Below are 19,681 nucleotides of genomic sequence, written 5' to 3' on the forward strand. Positions count from 1 at the left end.
GCGCTGGAGCACCGGATCCGGCAGGGCTTAGTAGAGCAGAACCGGAGTGTGGCGGACATGAAAAAGAAACCCACGCAAAAACCGACTGCGCGGTGGATTTTTTTACGCTTTGGCGGGGTGCACGAGTACCAGTTGGGAGAGGCGCCACCTCAAGTCACAGGACTCACAGTGGACCAGCAGATCATTCTCGACGTGTTAGGCGAACGGTATCGGCAAATTTATTCCTAAATCAGGTGCGGAAAGTCGGTTATATTATTTAGTGGTTCACCCTCTCCGCTAATTGAAATACGCCTTACTGCAGGGTCATTAATTAACCTTTTCAAGTTAACCCGCGCAAGTTCCGAAAGAACCATATTTTTCCCAGACGCGTGCTTATCAGCATACATACAGAAATCGCACCCGATGCCACATATTTGCGTGATATCCAAATATAACAAGTGGCCTTGTAATTCCATTTCTAAATCTCCCTAAAAAATTTAAGTCATATGACGACTTTTTCTGGCCATCCGTTTAAAAATACTGTGCCATCCAAATTGCAGTGTACCTCTATCACTCTTTCTACACTGTCTCTCACTTCAATCGTTCTATCGTATCTGTTAGTCAGATAATGAAATCGCTGATTCGTAGAGCCCACCCATTGCCGACTATTTTCTCGTTGTTTAGATTCGTAAGGACCATCAACTAAGACATCCGTATAACGAAGTAATCGTTCAACTCCAGGTAAACACAACTCATCAAGTTCTCTTAATGTATATCCGCTAAATACCATCACCGACAGACCAAGTGACTGAGCTCCTTGAGCAACATCGGCCAAGCCCTGAGCCTGCAACATTGGCTCGCCACCGAGAAAGGTAATTCCCTCTAAATCATGCATATAGTGCGAATTCTCCAACCATTCGAGCACTGATGAGGCCGAAACAAGCTCACGCTCTGCCAGCTGCAAGTACGCAGGGTTGCAGCAGCCAGGACAACGCTTATTGCACCCTTGTACCCACAAGGCTGCTCTGCGTCCCGGCCCTTCGGCTTCTGTACAAGGAAGGCGAGATGCCAAATTCAAACAATGCATCATGTCACTCCAACTCGAATAGCAATTTACTTCCGGCAATATGAACTTCAATTGCCTTACCTCGGATCTCAGCAGGCGATACCATTTGTTCAAACAGAAAATCGGCCAATGGATCAATAAGCTTATTGGTCAGAGCGTTGGGGACGCCGCGCCCTCCCGTTCCGCGATCCACGTCCCTGACTAGCAAGGTCAGTATTTCGGCCTCCTTAATCAATTTCAAGTCCGACACCCCCCATTTGTCCTTCAGCCCTTTGCGCAACGGTTCCAGCTTTGCGCGAGCGATGTCAATCAAGAAGTTATCGTCACGCATAAAGTTAAATGGAATGATGTTGGCCTCGCCGATTCGGCCCAACAATTCTGGGCGCTTTAGCTCGTGCACGAAGTGCTGCCGCACCTTTTGGATGAATTCATTGCGCACATCCTGACTTTCATAACTGACCTCGGCTGCGCCAATATTTGAAGTGAATACGATAACGGTATCTGAAAACATCACCGTTTCCCCCTTGCCATCCGTTAAGCGCCCATCTTCAAGAATCTGTAAAAACTTGTCGAGAATGCGCGGGTGCGCCTTCTCGATTTCGTCAAACAGCAACAGGGAAAATGGCCTTTGTTTGATAGCATTGGTCAACTGTCCGCCAGCTTCGTAACCCACATATCCTGGAGGTGCGCCCACCAGCCTCTGATCGGCATGTTCGTGATTAAACTCTGACATATCGAAGCGAAGACAGGCTTCTTCGTCGCCAAAGAGGAATTCGGCAATGGACTTTGCCAATTCCGTTTTACCTACACCGGTTGGGCCAACAAAAAACAACACGCCCTTGGGAGTGCGTTGCCTGTAAGAGTGTTGAAGCCCCGATAGCCCAGTGAAGGCACGCACAAGGATGCGCCGTACCGATTCAATAGCTTCCCCTTGCCCTTTAACCCGCCGCCCTAGGGTTTCGACAATGGTCTGAAGTTTTTTGTGATCTAGTTGTTCCCAAGGACTGTGTCTGCGTCCGTGGCGATAAAGATTGAGCAAAGACAAAGCACTTGAAACTTCAGTCTCCTGTCGTGAGAGTCGCGCCAAGTTGTGAATGTCGCGGATACTCTGGCCTTCTAAACCGTCAACGAAGTCAGCCAGCTCACGCCCTCCTTGCTGTAAAGGGGGCAGCAGCCGAAACACTTCCTTCAAGCCCAGTACTGCAGACTCGCGAATTAGCCTTGATGGAAAGGGAATGGCTATTTCCTTAAATAGTGGATTATTCAAGTAAAGCGAAGGTGGCAACACATTCAAGCCCCCGCACAGCAGCACCAGCAGTGATTGAGGTTGGCCTATGCTTTCAGCATTGCGAACCACGGCGGCATCACGAGTCGCCTGCCCCAGGCGTAGTAGCCAGCCGCGCTCGTTCTCGCTCAGCGAGTTGGCGCTGCCAAACAAGTATTGTGTCCAGTCCAGCACAAAAGCGACAGGCCTATCTGCGCGTGGCTGCCGCAGCCATTGTGCAGCAACAGCTAGAAAGTCATCCGCGCTGGCCGTGATGCCGTTGGATGCGGGGCGCGCCAAAGGCGTGGGCGGCAAATCACCCATATCATAGGCATTCCCTTCAGATGTACTTTCTCTTGCAGCAGGGGGGACAACTAAGCTTTGCAATTCCCCCCAAGTCCTCGCATCGACACCACTGACACCATTGACGCGGTTCCAAAAGACCACATGCTGATATCCACGCTGACGCAGCAGGTTCATCAACGCGGTAGGCAAAACCGTCCATTGTCCTGGAGCTTCGGGATCGGATGTCAAATCACCCGTATTACCGTGCAATATCAATCCGCGTCGTATTCCGCATTCGCGGCGAAAATCTTCCTGCCAAGGTAACAAAGCTGAACTCATTTGCATCTCTCCTGTGTTGCATCCGGGTAAGGGCGAGCATCCTGATCTTGATCATCGGGATTGACCCAAATCACTCGCTTGTCGTTCAGACTAATCCCGTAAGCATCTTGCAGCGTTGCCATGACGGGGGCAACATCCTTCTCGCACGTTTTGCCTTTGTATTGATGAAATTTGTAGCTGAGGTGCCCGCTCAGGTTGACGCGGAAATCTGCTTGCGCGCCAGCAGGACGACGGGCGCGAATCAGCACTTCGTCATGCCCTTGTGATGTGAAATGCTCGGGACCATCCACGACAAAGCCAGCTTGTTGCAGTGACAGATAAACAGCCCGTACAACTTCACGACGCTGACTTTCATCTACGGCAGCTTCATCCTGCTCTTGCGCCAGTTGGTTCAAGGCTTCAGCTTGCTCTTCAGGAGCAAGCCCTGTCGCATGAGCCAACGCCTCACGCAACTTGGCGGAGCGCTCGCCGCTGTTCTTTTTCGCCTCCAGCTCCAACTGCTCTCTTTGCAGCGTAAGAACATCGGTAACGGCTTCACTCTGTGCACGATTTTTCATTTCCTGCAACTGACGTTCAGCATCCCCTTCATACCGCAACCGAACTTCGCGCAAGGAGGCTGAAATTTGCGCTGGGGTCATATTACCGGCGGCATCACCAAGTAGTCGCGCCCGTAATTGCTGCAATTCAGCAAACGCGGCGTTGAGTGCGACAGGAGTGCTCCAGTTGCTCAAGCTCTCCTGCCATGCAGCCTCAAGTTCTGCCCTTATCTGAAACTGTCGTTCGGCCTCTGCTTGCTGCGCTTTGCGGAATGCTTCGGCGGTGGCTAGCTCCGCATCTTGACGGGATCGACGCTGCTCACGAGCAAATCTTGGTAATCCGTGAAATCGTCCACCTAGCGAACGGCTCATATCTCTGGCAGCAAACGGGTCGGAGCCCAACAAAGTCTCCATTCGGTCAAGAGCGATGCTTAACTCACGAAACTCTTCCGAAACTACGGCATCAAGTCCTTGACCGATGACATCATTCAATACGCTACGGTAGCGCTCAAGGAAAGGGCGCGTTGTTTCACGCACTCGCTGTCGATCAAGCTCTTGCTTACGTTGCCTTTGAATTTGGTAGCGATATTCGTCTGCCCGACTCATAGTTTATTTCCTTCTTTTTCTATTGTTTTGCTTGCGTGGATGCATTTTTGGAGAGTCCGCGGACACAAGTTTCGAAGGTGCATATGTATTGGATTCCTGCGTTTTTAATCCAAGCGACTTGGCTTTGTTGCGTAGATTGATGTCATTACTTAGAAACAAAACTTCATTCAAACGGAAGAACAACGCAGTTGATAGAATGGAATGATCGGGTTGCTTAGCATCCCACTCTGCGGGCAGCAAGCCCGTGTATTCTGTTTCATGGCGGATACGGGATGAATTTGCATCCAGCTGGCGAATAGCTGCTCGAGCTTTAGCTGCCCGATCTCCATCTTCGCTGCACTTTAAGCCATCCAACTCGCTCAGAACCAGATGGGGAACAACCGGAATATCATCTGAACGAAGATCCTGCAAAAATTCAGGGCTTTCCATCAGAGCGCTGGTGTCGAACACTACAATGCGGTGCCCATTCTCAACCGGGGCCAGCATGTCCTGCGCCAGACGATTCCAGCTTTCCACTGCTTTATTCAACGTATCCCAGTGGGGGGATGATGTATTTAAAGCGTGGAAATGCTCAGCTGCTTTACGCCAAGCGCGCACGGCATTTAATGCACCTGGAGTCAGGGTACGCACATCTATTTGATCATTACTCGCCGCCTTCAACGCCTGTTCGCCAATAGTCCGGTAAATATCCTGGACGGCTTTCTCAATAACTTGCATTGGTTGCTGTATGGCGTGTGGGCCATACAGCTTCAACTCTTTGCGCTGCAATGCGTGCTCAAGCCACACTTGCCGCAATTCGCTGGAAAGCAATTCTTCTGGAATTTCAATGGATGAAAGCAAAGCAGAACGCAACTTTGCCAATGAATCCAAGGCACGAATGGGGGCCGCATGACGCAGCAGCGCAGCTTGCAACGACGCAGCTTTGTCGGCAGATAGGACCTGAGCTATCTGGATTAATAGAGAAACGACATCTTCAGGATCTAGCTGATAGTGCGTATGTCTCAACGACACTTCAATAGCTTTCGACAGAGATTCTTCCCAAGCAGATCTCCAGTCTTTCCTATCAGGCCGCCATAATCCAATTGCTTTCGTAGTGGGTTCGACCAACGCCATCAGGTCATCCAGAGGCTGTTCAGCACGCGTGACAAGCCATTGCCACACAGTTTCACCGAGTGCATCAACATCCCGCCATGCTGCAGACATGAAGGCAATGCGTGGATCATCGGAGTGCTCACAAGTGCCCTCTAATTTTCTGCGCAGCTTGGCCCATAGCGCATTTGCAGCCTGGTCATTCAACGTCACCGCCAGGCCACACAAACGCGGTTGTCCGGCCCAATAGAGGCGGAGGTTACCAGCCACTTCTACTTGAATGCTCGCTCCGTCGATCTGGGGCAGAGACAAGCTACGAAATCCCGTCATAATTCCTGCTGGGGCGGGCACGAGCAGTGTGAATGCGGTCGGTTGTTTGCCATTGGCAACCAGTGCTGGTGAGTTCACTTCAGACGACAAAATGATAGAGGGTGTTGTTGCATCCGCAGCCGCAACCCCTTGAGCAACGATGCACAACCGCGATCTGGCTGCCCCCCCTTTAGTTGTGACAATGGAGCTGGCAGTGCGGGCGTCTCGTAAAACAGAAGAGTCAACAATGGGTAGCAAGGATTCCGGCTCGCTTGTCAGTGCATCAGAAAGCAGAATTGACCATGCCAGTTCGGGTTGCGCTTGCTCCAGCCAACGCTGCAACGCTAAATCATGCGGAGCGCTCGCGGACAGTGCACCATCCTCACTGCACGAGATCTCGAGTCGGCGCTCTCCCCATCCCGCTGGCTGCACCATGGGCGCGATGCGGTCTATAACTGTCGCAGGGTTTTTCCAATCATACTTTTCCTGAGCTATAGCGCGCTCAACCTGCGGAAGCGGATTTTGCGGCCTTAAAGCCTGATCCGCGACTCTGACGCGACTGAAATCACTTTGGCTGAGACGCGCTCCATCATTTTGTGTGGGTTTAATCTCGTCGCTGATGGGGTCATAGCGGTGCCAGACCTTAACCGTGCGCGAGCGAACCGGCAGGCTGTCGCTACGCAAAAATTGCAAGCCGTCGGCAGTCAATTCAAGCTCAGTTAAAGGCATCTCAAGCCTATCCTGAGCGTAACGTTTGGGCAGTGCTCCCAAAGCGGAAAGTTCAGATACGCAGCCTTCCAGCAGTTCACGCACGTCACCTGCACCCAGTTGATCGCGGAAAACTCCCAGCAAAGACAAGTTCTGTTTGTCGGGCAAATGGAGTCCAGGATCACACAGTCGCAACACCATTCGTTCAAATACTGTGGGCTTGCGCTCTGTGTGATAGGTCACATCGGATTCAATGCGATACAAGGGCAAGGGAACGGAAATTTCTGCTAGCTTCATGCTCGGCCTCCCCGGCTACCATACTTGTCGTTTTTGGTCGCAGCCGTCCGATGAGTCGGGGCACTAGACCTGCCGCGCTGTTGTTGCTGTTGGGGTAGCATGTCAGGCGACATCAATTGCCTTGCAGGAACCAGCCGTGCATCGCGCTCCAGTTGATCCAGGATGTCTTTGTAAACAGTTCGCTTCACGCTGCCTGCACTGTCCATGCGCGGCAAGTCCACCTCATAAGAGGCATACATACTTTTCGCACCAAAAACGATCAGCAGTTCCTGCGCACGCGAAAATGCCACATTAATAAATTCAAACCGAGCAACATTGGCCTTGCTGGAACGACGTCGGGGTTGATTGCCTGATCGAAAGGGGTCGTATCCATCATGGCGCACCATGCTAACCAGCACGATGGACTTTTCTTTGCCCTGATAGCGAATCACGGTATTGACTTCGACATCCAGGCAATCAAATCGCCCGTTTGACTCTTTTGGCCTGCGGCGGCGGATCGCGGCACGAATTTCTCGGCATTGGTTGGCATAGAAAGACACCACGCCGACTTTGCGTTTGTTTGTTCGTGAGTAGCCTTGCGCAGCGGATTGCCGTTCGATTTGTTCTAGCGTTTCGGCGATCAACTCCGCTTCCAGCTTATTGGTACGCCGTGGCTGGTTGCCGTCCATGTCCTCACGATGAATCTGGTTGTACAGGTTGTAGGTTGTGTCCACCCACAACGCGTGGTCACCCGGAGTGAGTAAAACTGAGCCACCGTCAACATTCTTCAATGTCAGTCCGTGAACACGGCGAAGCTTAGGGTTTGGGTCATCATCAGGCCGAAAGAGGCCACATTCCAACTGACCTTCGTAAAAATGGTTCACCATCGCCATGATTTGCGGATGCATGCGGAACTGCACATTGAGTCGTGCACGGTTGGAATCGTCCGCCATCTCGAAATGTGACTTGAACAACGAGGCTGTGACCATCTTCTCGAAGCGGCGCAAGTTGTCGCGGGTCAGTAAAGTCTGAGTTTCGGCAGGGTGACCAGTGCTGTTTTCCTCAGCGTTGGCCGCTTCGTTTTCTTCAACCTCATCCATGAAGCTGCGGGCTTCGTCGCCTTCCTGAAACAGCGGAGGCAACTGACGGTGGTCACCGACCAGCACAGCGCGACGCGCACGCATCAGGGGCATCAGCAATTCCAGCGGCGTAGCCTTGCTCACTTCATCAATGATTGCGACATCAAAACTCGTCTGCCCGGCTTCGTCGAGCGTGCGCTCGTTTTCGTTGCAGGTAATGGCCACTACGTTGCAGCTTGCCAGAAAATCTGGGCTCAGATGTTGCCAGTCTTCTACTGCGGCGTTGTTGCGACTCAAATCGCGCATCCAATCTTCCAGTAACGGCCCCCATGTCATACGCTCATGTTGCTGGCTGGCTTGGCGTTGCTCCAAGGCCTTGATGACTTGGGTCACGGTGTCGATGCGCTGCGACAAAGTAGCAGCGGGTTCTAGCGGCAGCCGGCTACCTTGGGTGATTGCCTCATCCTGCAACAGCTCCTTAACCTTCTGCTCATGCTGCCTGCGCAGCTCATTCCAGTCATCTAGGTTACTTTGAGCGATGCGCTCCTTGTTCTGTGCACCGCGCATAAGACCATCGCTCGGAACTTCAGGTGCGGGCTGCGACAACTGCGCCTGCAAGGATTGCTTGATGATTTCGACTGCCTGTTCGATGGCAGGCAGCTTCCTTTCCAACTCCGTCAGGCTGGCAGCTATTTCGTCAGCCAGTAGCGACGCATTTTCTATGGGGGCACACCATTTAGCGGCTTGGCGAAACAGGCCTTCATAGCGACTGCGCTCCAAGCCCACACCAGCCTGCTCCAAATCTTTGAGTTCCTTGCGTGTGGCTCTCCAAGCGTCTACGAAAGCGTCATCTTTTTCCATCTGCTCCTCCAAGGCTTTGACCTTGTTTCGGAGCGATTCAATGCGTAGCCTGGTGCTGGCATCCTGAATCGGGCTGTCTGCCGCTTCACGTAAGCGGCGAATATCCGCAGCAATGGCTTCTCGCACACTCGTGAAACGCCGCCATGTCGAAAGCATGTACGCCAACATTGAACCCTGGCTGCCTGTATGAGCGAGCCAGTCGTCTATTGAAAATTTCACGAGCAATCCAGCCTCATCGCAGGAAGCAAGGCCTTGCACCACACTTCTGGCAAGTAGCTCAACATCCCGTAAGTCACCATGTAGCGTTTCGGTTTCACCATCCAGCAAAACCTGAACGCTTTGTAGGCGATGGCGTTTTGCCTTGTCGTCATCCACCACTGTGCAAGCAGCGTCATACGCCTGCTGCGCCTGCCTTTTCTGGCTGCGAGCCGATGCAAAATCCATTTCAAGTTGCCCGTGCTTGGCGTTCAACTCCCTCTCGTCGTGCAGCACAAAAGCTGCACGGTCACGCCACGCCAACAGGAGACGCAAGTCTTCGTCAGCCCGCCTCCACACTGCGAGGCGATCTTCTGTTTGTGCAGCCAAGGCCTTGTAGTAACGCTGTAAGGATGCATGCCCCGCGAAAGCAGCACCATCTTCAGTCACCTTACTTTCATTCCGTGCCAACCGCACCACGCGCAATGAGGCATCATGGCCTAGCCTGTCCAGCGCGTTGTCTACGGCGGTATGCGCCTGAGATGCGAGCAACACCCGTTGCCCACGCCGCGCGAGTTGGACAATGGCCTCAGCAATCACGGTAGTCTTGCCTGTACCTGGTGGACCTTGAACCAAGCACAAGTCTGGCGCAGAAAGAATCTTAACCACGGCCTCTTTCTGGGCTGGGTTGAGCGAACGGTTAGCCCACTCTGTCACTGGAACCAAGCACTGCGGCACAGATACCTGAGCTGCTTCGAACAGATAATCAGTCAGATATGGCGCATAACCGCCTTGTTCCTGCAACTGTCGCAGCGCCTGCTGATGGCGTTTGATCAAGCTCATGTCGCCAGCCGTAGAAATGGACAGAAATCCAGACTCAGGAATCCGACTCAAAATGCGCTCACGTAACGTATCCGGCTCCTCGGCATTAGCAAGGTCATTCGCATCATCTTCAGTCAATGAGACGCTCAATTCGGCCAGCACAGGTGCATGCCACGGACATTCAGGCACGTTATCTTTATTGGGTAATTTCATGCCTTTTGGCAAAGGCGTTGGCACCGAGGGTTTGCCAGCTTGCCCAAGTCTGGGGAGGCGGCGCTCCTCCCTTTCTGGCAATCCGAACACCCAGGGATCTTTGGATTGCCCAATCTGAAATGCAATCAAGTCATCCCGCCCCAAGGCCTTGCGGCATTTTTGCAACTCTTGCGTACTCTGTGCGACGAGGGAAAAAACTAACTGATCGTCACGCCACTCGCGCGCAATGTAGCGCAAACCTCGCGCCTTATAGCGGATGAGGCTTTCTTTCCATTGAAGAAATTCGGACCACTCGGCCAACTGCGTTTGAGTTTGCTGGGTGATAGGCGGCAATTCAGCTAACAGTTGAGGGGTCAGCAGATTATTGGTTCGTTGAATTCGGCGCACGCCCGGTGGAGGCTGTTGCAAACTGTCATGTATCGCATAAGCCGTAATCTCCCTCTCAAACGGCCGTGAGGGCAAATCTGCTGTTTCGATGAAATTGGTGATGTTGAACAGTGGCGCTGGATGCGCAGTATCCCAACTGCCGGTTACAATGAACGAACACAGTTCTGGAAAAGGCCACCCATTCCGTCCTTGAATCCTGGGGCGAATTGCCATTTGGGCATAGCGTGGATTCTGCTTTTCGCGCTGTCTATTGGAGATAAACCCAGTAAATGGCATGTTGTTCGGGAAAAGAAGACTATATAAATCTTCCACCCCATCGCGCTCATTACACTTTTTATCAAAATCTTGATGACGGCGCTTAATATCGATCAGAGTCTTACTAATTCGTTCTTGATTACTCTGATCAATGGTTATGTATAGGTTCATTATTCTCGTATTCCATTACCTGATGCAAACATCCAGAATCGACCGGATGTTGTTTCATCCCAAAAAGTATTCATCGCTCTGTTCAGCAGTTATGTCTTTACATTCCAGACTTGTTGCCTTCGACCAGTGTCTTGTCGAGTTGCTCCAGCTGGAGCGAGTTTTCTATGTGAAGCCGGATGACGCTTTGGCCTATCTCAAGGCCGGGTGAGGCATAGGTGTTGCTGTGGCGGCCCTCACCTTCGCCGTAGAGGCGCTGTTCGATACTACCCGGCACTTCCATGGCGCTTTCAACTGGCAGCTAAAGCAGTGCATACCTGTCACTGCCGCTCTGAATATCATCAGCTGGCTGGTCAAGCTGTAGCGCCACGCTATAGCCTGGGCGGATATGCCAGGCCAGCAGCTTATTGGTTTGCCTAGATGGCGATCCAAACTTAGTTTCCAACCAGGTTTTCACCTTGTACTTCATCTTTACACGCCTGCGAATAATCTAAGTTATTTCCTATTTTTCAGCAATATACAAACCACATGCACGTGCATAAAAACAGATATGTATCAAATTTCAAGAATGTTCTATTCACTATGGGTGCGACTTCCAGGGGATGCCGACAAGTGCCAACTCAGGGCCCAGTTGCGCGGGGTTAAAATCTCTGGCCTTGGCTTCTAACCCCCTTTGGGGCATTGGCGTTATATCGGTTAACGCCTGTCTTTGCAGACGATCATTTGGTTCTTCAAACCCTCTGTCGTAGATCAGACCACCTTTAGCGGTGAACAATCCCCTTTGATGCAAATAACCACTGCCGTTGTCATCAAGCCAGTACCAATACAATTTGATGTGCGCAGGAAGCCGCGCCTTTAAATCATCCAAAGCCTTGTCACGCTGCCGTCTTAATGGTTTTTTATCTTCTTCAGCAAAAACGTGAAATTCGACCTCAGCCTTGGTGCAAAGGTGCATCATTTCGGTCATGGTTTTGACACAACCGGCTCTTGTAGGGCAGATGAAATTATCAAACAGGGTGACTTTTTCAGCGTCTGTGAGTAGCGCCCTGGCCGCCTTGGCGAGACTATGGGCATCTTTTGGGTACTGGGTTTGGAATTGAAAATCCACATCACCCATCAGCTGTAAATCATTTATGAAATATGGTCTCTCGTCACTCACACCATCAATAACACGATGAAATGGGCGTTCCTGATGGCTACGCTGGGCTGCTGCACCCCAATTGTCACCATCAAACGCTCTGCCAAAGCCAACCAGACGCGAATCTTTAATACGCCTCAGCTTTTCAGTTACCCGATCGACATGACCGCCTTGGTCTGCCAAATTCCTTGAAACATGGGCATACCATTTGGCTGGAAATCGCGATAGCACAGCCCCTTTGTCAAACCCAATGCGCGCTTCGAGCAGGTTTAAGTCGGCAAGAGTTCGCACCTGTTCAGGTGCGACTGCAATTTCGAGATGCAACATTAAAACAGCTCCTCTCTACGTTCGTTGAAAAAGCCGTTTGGCCATGGTGCATCAAAATCACCTTCGTCTGTTGTTTTGATGGGTATCAGCCGGGTCTTACCGTCGAACTGCTCACAAAAGATGATTTGAATATCACTCTTATGACAAAGAAACGGGCTTTCAGCATTCAGTTCTTCATCCACCGTTTGGCGCCTGCGTTTAAGCAACCTCAGCATCAAATGCTCACTGTGGGTTTCAATTAAGAACATGCGCTCAGACTGGCTCTTACAGGCAGCCAGCATAATATCCGCCAGCGCGAGTTGCCAACGGGGATGGATATGCAGCTCTGGCTGCTCGCAGGACATGATTAACGATGTTTCAAGACTCGCCCCCACGACAAACGGGAATACCTGAGACACACCAACCCCAACATTAGAAGGTAAGAGATGTAATCCAGAACGAGTATTTCTTAGCCTAACCCGCTTGGCCTCTGAAACACCTTCACCAAATTTTTCAACATCAAACTCATAGCCAGCATTGAGCATCATCTCATGGTTAAAGAAATGGTTAACCTTTTGATGAAACCCTGCTTCAGCCAATGAAAACAAGTCCCAAGCAGCTTTGCCGCTGTACCAATCTGGCTTATGAATACGAGTAACAACAGTGGCATCTGCCGACGGGATGCCCCTCAGTGGTCCTATGTGAAACATCATTTCGAAGCGCTTAACCAGATGTTTCAAAGGAGCAAGAGAGGCTTGTGATATCGCGCCCTCTGCAAACAACTTAGCTGCCAGCGGGTGCTGCTCCCATACATCATCCCAGCTAAAGGGAACCTCAGATAAATCTATTCTTTGACCTAAAGGCGGCAGCGCGTCTCGAGATGAAATATAGAATGGTTCAAATATCCCTGACTTGAATGCATTCTCTATTGAGAATTCGTCTGCGACATGCCAGTCAGGCAAGGGCTGATATTGAGTCACCAGGGCTTTAGGGCGCCCTGCCTGAGCTTCGAACTTTACGTAAGTTTGCCCTTTGCTCTGACATTCATAACGACTCACAAAAACACTGTTTTTATATGAGTCCCAGGCTAAATCAAGCTCAAATGATATTTCGTCAGCTGTAGATTCAGGCCAAAAGCCGAGATGTTTTTCCAGCAACCAATCCTCTGGGGTTGTCAGGTAATTATCCCAAATTTCTTCATCATCAAACTCGAGAGTCGCACCCAACGTAACCACTGTATCCAAACGCTTACCATGTACCAGGTTTTTGAAGCCACCTAACCAAAGCTGCTCACCGGTGACGGCACTGTAAACAGGGTCGAAATTACGATTCACTAGTACTTCATAAAGATAAAGCATCGCGTGTAGCACAGTGCTCTTGCCGGTACTGTTAGCACCAAAAAGTAAGGTAATGGGCGCCAGCGGAATGGTGGCCTTGTTGGCAATCCCTTTAAAGTTACCTATGGTCAGTGACGTAATTTTCATGGTCCGTCCTTGGTTTTTGGCTTCGTTTTCGAATGTTGACGAAACTGTTAAATTATTAATATGCCGGCTTAATGCTGTGTGCGGTTCAGAATAAAAGCGCCCTAGGTGTTATGTCCTGACTTTTCTGGTTAGCAATGGAGGACTTCGGTGCGCTGCAAAGTCCTCGTTCATGACTCTCGAATCAGCTCAAAAGTGCTGTGCGAATGACCTTGCCTTGCTCATCGAATGTCAACCCGACTTTAATCTCGCCGGAATGCAACATGGCGTTTCTGGTGTCCTCAAGCCGGGCACAGCTTTCAGTGAACCAACGCTGATTTTCAGTTATCGCATGCAGACACACTTCGGTCTGATAACCAATATATTCGGTTCGTGTGTCCAAGGTCGCCCGCTCATTAAACAGTGCTTTGGAGAGCTGCTTATCTGCTTTGTCTATGAGTGTTGCTTTCAACTCACCTACCAGGTCGTTCCATGTACCCATTTCTACCTGGAGAGCGGTAAACTTTTCCCCGGCTGGGTCAATATACAACAGCATCGCTTTGGAAATTGCGCTCAACCTGAGCAGTAATGCATAACGGTCAGCAATTTTTTCAGCTTCCGCAATGTATTCTTTGAGCTTGTTGAACGTATTCTCGGTGCCAGCAGTATCCAGGCTTTGCATACTGCTAATATTCTTATTTAGTGTTTTCAAATCCTCAAACACTTTATTGCGCCAAGTGTGCGATTTCTCATTAATTGATTCCAGCCTATTAGCAATACTAACGGATAATTCAGCGGGAGAATTTAACGCAGTGATACAACGCTTAACTTCGCCGTAATAGTCTATGGCACCTTGTAACTCTGCAACATCATTGCTGTTCAGCTTATCCTTAATATCTTTCAACTGACCTTTGATGTCGTCCAGATTCTTCTCAATTGTTGCCAAATGTGACTGTGCCACTGCAATACTGAGCAAGTTGAATGCACCAACGGATAACTGTCTAAGCTTGCCTCCCTCAATAATTCTTCCTTTGCCCACGATTTTTTTGGTCACAGGGTCAATTGCATCCGCCAGAGTTTCACCAGACTTAGTGGTTAATATTTGATACGTTCCGTCTTTTAGACCTTCTGCTATCTTTGGATTGAAAACCACTTCAACGGTTTTACCCGGTACATTGACAGCCGCCTTTATAACATCCGAAATCAAATGTGTTGATCTCTGAGCCAGTTCTGAGCTCTGATCCAATTCAGTGCTCTTTCTCGGGAAACGCCTGATTTCAGTACATTCCACCAATGGACCTGCACCATCACTTTCAATCGTAAAATCAATACGCTCGACCTGTCCCGTCGTTTGAGAAGGCGTTAATACCTGCTGAATCACTTGAGTGTCGACTTTTAGCTGTGCCAACTCGCGTCTGCTTTTAAAGGTTTGGTAGACAAAAACAAGCAACAACAACGACAGTGCTGAAATCACAGCCACAACTACCGTATCCATTAACATCCCCATTAGTTAAAACTATTATTATCTCTGACTAAATCTTATTAATTTTAATTGGTTACATCACACTAATGCAACAAGAACCGAGCGTATTGGGTAACATTAAGCAGACAGAACCGCAGTGGTACTATCGTGTTGAGTTTGTCATCTGAGTTTGCGCAGCTGCCTGGCATGGTATCCCCTACTATAAACTGGGTCGAAATTACGATTTACCAGTACTTCATAAAGATAAAGCATCGCGTGAAGCACAGTGCTCTTGCCGGTACTGTTAGCACCAAATAGCAAGGTAATGGGTGCCAGCGGGATAGTAGCCTTGTTGGCAATCCCTTTAAAGTTACCTATGGTCAGTGACGTGATTTTCATGTTCTGTCCTTGATTTTTAGCTTCGTTTCCACATGTTGACGACGCTGTTTAGTTATTACTATGCCAGCCTAATCCTGTGCGATGTTCAGAATACACGCGCCCTAGTCAGCGATGTCTATCTGACTGACCAGCTCAATCCGACTAAATGCAGTTTGGCGGAGATTAGACCTTCTAAATGTCATTCTCCTATCTCTGGCCATTTCTACCAACCTGTTAATTTCATGCTTTCGCGCATTGTCCGTCGAGAACTGGCTTATACGTTCTTCCCATGGAACAACTACTGATTCAAATTCGATTTCATTATCATCGCTGTATCCAGAGCGGATTAGCCAGCCGCATATCCAGCCAAAGGAGTCAGGAAACGGCGATTTATCAATATCTCCCCCCAGCAAAAATGCTATCACCTCATTAGTGCAGCCAACATCCTGCTTAAATTGATGATAAAGGGCATTGTGCTCCTGTCGAAGCACTAACATGCACATCAGTACCACTGCATCAACGTATTGATTGCTGGGTATGGAGCGGACTACCAAACGCAATCTGGTGATCAATTGGTCGATGTCCCTAAGGGTGTAATTAAAGCGTTCACATAGCCAATGTAGCATTTCCTCAATAACACTATACTCATCCCGCCCTTCAGTACGTTTGGCAAAGCGACTTTGTAAATCCTGCTGCTGTAGCCGTACTTTTATGTACGCATTTCGATCTGGAATTCGCAGGTGATAGTCGAGATCAATAAAACGCTTGAGGTAATTAAGCCCGTCGAAACTTGGGCCATAGACACCCTGAATGCTCTTGCTGAGCTGGTCGCGGTTTACGGCAAGCACAAACACTAGGCGGTCGATATCAAACAAGTGCTTGATACGTTCCAGCACCTCGATGGCATAGGTGGGTTTGCAGCGGTCGAGTTCATCGATAAAGACTATCAGGTTAGCCTGATCATCAGGCAAGGCATCCAGCGCCACCGACAGCTGCTGTTTGAACTTGGCCAACGATTTTTGTTTCACGTTAAAGCTGTCTACCAAGCTACCAACAGCATCGCCAGTCAAATCGGCAGCAAGCTTTTCGTATTCCTTCTCAAGATCTAACGTACCAAAAGTAGCGGCTTTAGCGGCAGCTACAGCTGTCGCCTTGATAAGGCCAGGAGCGCAGGCTTTGGCTTTATCCCACGCCTCTTTTATCGCGGGTTTACTCGATTGTGACGTTAGCCAGTCATCCAGCACAGATAACATGGGCAGCAGCGGATCGTCGGCAAAGTCACTTTCCCAGGCATTGAGGTAGAGGCTGACCTTGCCCTCCTTTTTCAGGAACTGCTGCCAAAGTTGAATAAAGGTCGTCTTGCCGCCGCCCCAGGGCGCATCGATGGCAAACACCAGTGGCGCCTCGGCGTTCAGCAGCACCGGGGTAAGGTTTTCAATTTCCCTGCTGCGGCCGAGCTTATCCGCTACGCACGGCCACTCGCCTTCCGCAAAGCAGGGCGGACGAATACGCAGAGGCACTGACGACTTGGGGTTGTTATCTGAGTTGGCGCTGCTGTCTGGCATGTTCACATCCCTGTGGCTGGTTAATTCCGTTATGTTTTGTTGGCGATAAGATGGTGCTTCAAAGCTGGCCGCTAAAGGCTTGCTGACTTAGTGATAAAAACAAACTCTCAGATTGCGAAAGCGAGCATACCTGCCGCTTCCGTTTAGTCAAAAAATCTTTGAATGTTTCTGAATACTTCTCCTGAAGCGCTAACGGCGGTGCGGGTACAAGAAGTTTTTCAAGATTTCCCTTGCTTACCATGCCTTTCATGGCATTTGTGGAAATGCTTTGGATTAGCTTCTTGCCAAATAAAGCTACAGAATAGAGATATTCTGTTGTTGCCTCACCTTCAGGGACCAATGCATTAATCTGCTGATTAAACGATACCTCTCTGTCTGCAATCGCTGCGTTACCTATACACTGGGGGCTGCCTGCGATACATGTAATCAGAACTGAGCCTCTCGGAACACTTCGTCCTTTTTTTAAACCGGCATCGGATAAGAATTCTTCAGCTTCCGTCAAGTAGTGATCTGGAGTATTGATATTGTCAGACTTTATCCACTCAATGCTAGAACCGTAATTCTCGGGCTCCTGTCTCGATGGAGTATTTCCTGTCACAACCCTAGCTAGATCCTTAATTGGCTTAGTTTGCCATCCTTTCGGGTTGGTGGCTGGGTCGCCGAACATGTCGAGAAAGACGCTGCGCAGGAACTGGTCAGCGAGGTCGATGGCTTGCTGGCGTTTACGGCGCAGGGCGTCGGCCTTGTCGAGGATGGCGGCGATGCGCTTTTGTTCGGACAGTGGCGGGAGGGGGATTTCGGACTGTTTCACTATCCGGTCAGAAACTGCAGGGTAATTAGCGCCTGTAGCTTGCATCATCATTGATTCAACAAAATTAGGCGATTGAACCCAATAGAACAAATATCTACTGTCGAGCTTAGTAGGCTCAGGACGTAATACACAATATCCTGTGGACGCTGTTGCACCGTCTAATTCTTTAGTAACCAAAGCGACACCATTCAGATTAGGGCGCACTGTAGAAACCAATACATCACCAGTAACAATGAGCTGCCGTGCACGACTGGGAGCATCGGCGGGCGAAACCAGCTCAACACTTTCAAGCGCGATATTCTTGGACTCCTTATCTACCGAACTAAGATCCACATATGGAAAGTCTTCGGCATCTGGCTCTTGTTTGGGATTCCAAGTAGATACTTTTTTGACGCATTTAGAAATTTGAGTCAGGACGTAGTCCATTAAAGCATCTCCTCCAACGCTTGCAGATCCTGCTGGATCTCGGCTTCCAGCGCCTTCAGCCGCGCCAGAATGTCCTTGGGCGAGTCGTACTCTTCGGCCTGATACTTTTGCTCTTTATAGCGATTGAGGGACAGGTCGTAATTCTCGGCGCGGATGGCATCGGCCGAGACCATAAAGGCCTTCTTGGTTTTATCGCCAAATTCGGCCTTGAGGGCGGCGGTATCGTTGGCACGATAAAGTGCGCTGTAGCGGCGCCACTTTTCAAGTACATCGGGGATGTCGTTATCGGTAATGGCCGTGCGCTTGTCATCGAGCGAATAGCCATCGGCCTGCATGTCGTAAAACAGCACCTGGTCAGTATTGCCGCCCTTGGTGAAAATCAAAATCCCGGTGGAGACGCCAGCGTAGGGCTTGAACACGCCGCTTGGCAGGGAAATCATGGCCTCGAGCTGGTTATTGTCGAGCAGCTCCTTGCGCAGGTCCTTGTGGGCCTTGGAGCTGCCAAAGAGCACGCCGTCTGGGACGATGGTGGCGCTGCGGCCACCAAGCTTGAGCATGCGCAGGATAAGGGCGACAAACAGGAGCTCGGTTTTTTTGGTTTTAACGGTGGCGAGCACCTTGGGATTGACCGACTGCTCGTCCAGGCTGCCTTTAAAGGGTGGGTTGGCGAGGATTTTATCGAAAAAGTTGTGCTCCTGAGGCACACCTGCAAAGTTTTTATTGAGGCTGTCCTGATAGCGGATATTGGCGGCGCTGACCCCGTGCAGCAGCATGTTCATGGCGGAGACCCGCAGCATGGTGCTGTCGAAGTCGAAGCCCCAGAACATCTGGCTGTTGATATGGTCCTGATAGGGGTGCAGTAAATCACCGCTGTAGACCGGGTTGCCGTCTTCGTCGCTGTGAATACTCTCGGGGCTGCTGTGATTGCGGATAAGGTATTCCATGGTGCGGGACAAAAAGCCTGCGGTGCCGCAGGCTGGGTCACAAATCACATCGGTTGGCTGCACGTCGAGCATTTCGACCATAAGGTCGATAATATGGCGCGGGGTGCGGAACTGGCCGTTGATACCGGCGGAGGAGAGTTTACTGAGCAGGTATTCGTAGATATCGCCTTTAACATCGCTTTTATCCAGCGGCAACTTGTCGACCATGTCGACCGCGGCGCGCAGCACTGACTCGCTGCGGATTTCGACATCGGCCTCGGCCATAAAGTGGGCGATATCTGAGCCTGCCAGTTCAACCTCGGCAAAATGGGGGAACACCTTTTTACGCAGGTGCGGCAACAGCTCGGCGCCGGACATGTGGTTGAAGTTTTGCCAACGCAGCAACTGACCTGCCGGAGTTTCGGGGAACTGACGCTTAAAGGGCAAGCCGGTACGCTTGGCTTTGCGCTCGGCGGCGGTTTCCTGCATGTCGAGCATACGGGCAAACATCAGGTAGCTGATTTGCTCAATCACCACCAGCGGGTTGGTGACGCCGCCGGTCCAGAATTTTTCCCAGAGTTTGTCGATATCGTTGCGCAGTTGTCCTGTCAGCATAGCTCTCTCTTGTTGTTGACGGGTGGCGTTGCCCTGCCCGTTTTGGTCATTCTGGTTGCCAGCGCGGTAGCTAAAACCACAGTGGTTGCCGTTCTCATTTTCGCCATGATGGCGCTGCACAGTATCCGAAAGGTGCAGTTGGCATGTGGCCAATTCTACC

14 protein-coding genes and 1 pseudogene are annotated in these 19,681 nt (G+C 50.4%); 1 reads left to right on the forward strand and 14 read right to left on the reverse strand.

Going from position 1 to position 19,681, the window contains the following annotated elements:
• Positions 1–228, forward strand: a pseudogene (locus L5M40_RS21720) (IS1634 family transposase); the annotation flags it as partial.
• 253 nt (positions 229–481) lie between these two features.
• Here L5M40_RS21720 and L5M40_RS21725 read toward each other — a convergent pair.
• From L5M40_RS21725 to L5M40_RS21790, 14 genes are all read right to left on the reverse strand, one after another.
• Complete coding sequence (locus tag L5M40_RS21725; protein ID WP_317629680.1) at positions 482–1,069, reverse strand: 4Fe-4S single cluster domain-containing protein; 588 nt, start codon at positions 1,067–1,069, stop codon at positions 482–484.
• A 1-nt stretch (position 1,070) separates the two neighbouring features.
• Positions 1,071–2,933, reverse strand: coding sequence for an AAA family ATPase (locus L5M40_RS21730; protein ID WP_263201513.1), 1,863 nt, complete (start codon positions 2,931–2,933; stop codon positions 1,071–1,073).
• Positions 2,930–4,075, reverse strand: coding sequence for a hypothetical protein (locus tag L5M40_RS21735; RefSeq protein ID WP_263195753.1), 1,146 nt, complete (start codon positions 4,073–4,075; stop codon positions 2,930–2,932). The genes L5M40_RS21730 and L5M40_RS21735 overlap by 4 nt, the downstream gene beginning before the upstream one ends.
• Before the next feature lie 3 nt (positions 4,076–4,078).
• Positions 4,079–6,478 (reverse strand): PIN domain-containing protein, encoded by a 2,400-nt coding sequence (locus L5M40_RS21740; RefSeq protein WP_263257239.1) that lies wholly within the window; start codon positions 6,476–6,478, stop codon positions 4,079–4,081.
• Entirely contained in the window at positions 6,475–10,440 is a 3,966-nt protein-coding gene (locus L5M40_RS21745) for a DEAD/DEAH box helicase (RefSeq protein WP_263195751.1), read from the reverse strand. Before L5M40_RS21745 ends, L5M40_RS21740 begins: the two co-directional genes overlap by 4 nt.
• 97 nt (positions 10,441–10,537) lie before the next feature.
• Positions 10,538–10,720, reverse strand: a complete 183-nt coding sequence (locus L5M40_RS21750; RefSeq protein ID WP_263195750.1) for a hypothetical protein — start codon at positions 10,718–10,720, stop codon at positions 10,538–10,540.
• Positions 10,721–10,738: 18 nt separating this feature from the next.
• Complete coding sequence (locus L5M40_RS21755) at positions 10,739–10,906, reverse strand: hypothetical protein (protein ID WP_263201516.1); 168 nt, start codon at positions 10,904–10,906, stop codon at positions 10,739–10,741.
• Between the two features lie 111 nt (positions 10,907–11,017).
• A complete protein-coding gene (locus L5M40_RS21760; RefSeq protein ID WP_263195749.1) occupies positions 11,018–11,902 on the reverse strand; it encodes a hypothetical protein in 885 nt (294 codons plus the stop codon).
• On the reverse strand, positions 11,902–13,365 hold the full coding sequence (locus tag L5M40_RS21765; protein ID WP_263195748.1) for an AAA family ATPase: 1,464 nt from the start codon (positions 13,363–13,365) through the stop codon (positions 11,902–11,904). Before L5M40_RS21765 ends, L5M40_RS21760 begins: the two co-directional genes overlap by 1 nt.
• Before the next feature lie 181 nt (positions 13,366–13,546).
• Positions 13,547–14,836: a hypothetical protein gene (locus L5M40_RS21770; protein WP_263195747.1), complete on the reverse strand. Its 1,290-nt coding sequence runs from the start codon at positions 14,834–14,836 to the stop codon at positions 13,547–13,549.
• A 147-nt stretch (positions 14,837–14,983) separates the two neighbouring features.
• Positions 14,984–15,202, reverse strand: a complete 219-nt coding sequence (locus L5M40_RS21775; protein WP_263195746.1) for an ATP-binding protein — start codon at positions 15,200–15,202, stop codon at positions 14,984–14,986.
• A 101-nt stretch (positions 15,203–15,303) separates the two neighbouring features.
• Positions 15,304–16,746: a KAP family NTPase gene (locus tag L5M40_RS21780; protein ID WP_263257240.1), complete on the reverse strand. Its 1,443-nt coding sequence runs from the start codon at positions 16,744–16,746 to the stop codon at positions 15,304–15,306.
• 58 nt (positions 16,747–16,804) lie between these two features.
• Positions 16,805–17,983 carry a restriction endonuclease subunit S gene (locus L5M40_RS21785; RefSeq protein WP_263195744.1) on the reverse strand — a complete coding sequence of 393 codons (1,179 nt, stop codon included), beginning with the start codon at positions 17,981–17,983 and terminating at the stop codon, positions 16,805–16,807.
• Entirely contained in the window at positions 17,983–19,641 is a 1,659-nt protein-coding gene (locus tag L5M40_RS21790) for a class I SAM-dependent DNA methyltransferase (RefSeq protein ID WP_317629681.1), read from the reverse strand. Before L5M40_RS21790 ends, L5M40_RS21785 begins: the two co-directional genes overlap by 1 nt.
• Positions 19,642–19,681 lie beyond the last annotated feature (40 nt).

This window comes from Shewanella sp. SM68 (assembly GCF_025653925.1).
GTDB classification, from domain to species: domain Bacteria; phylum Pseudomonadota; class Gammaproteobacteria; order Enterobacterales; family Shewanellaceae; genus Shewanella; species Shewanella oncorhynchi.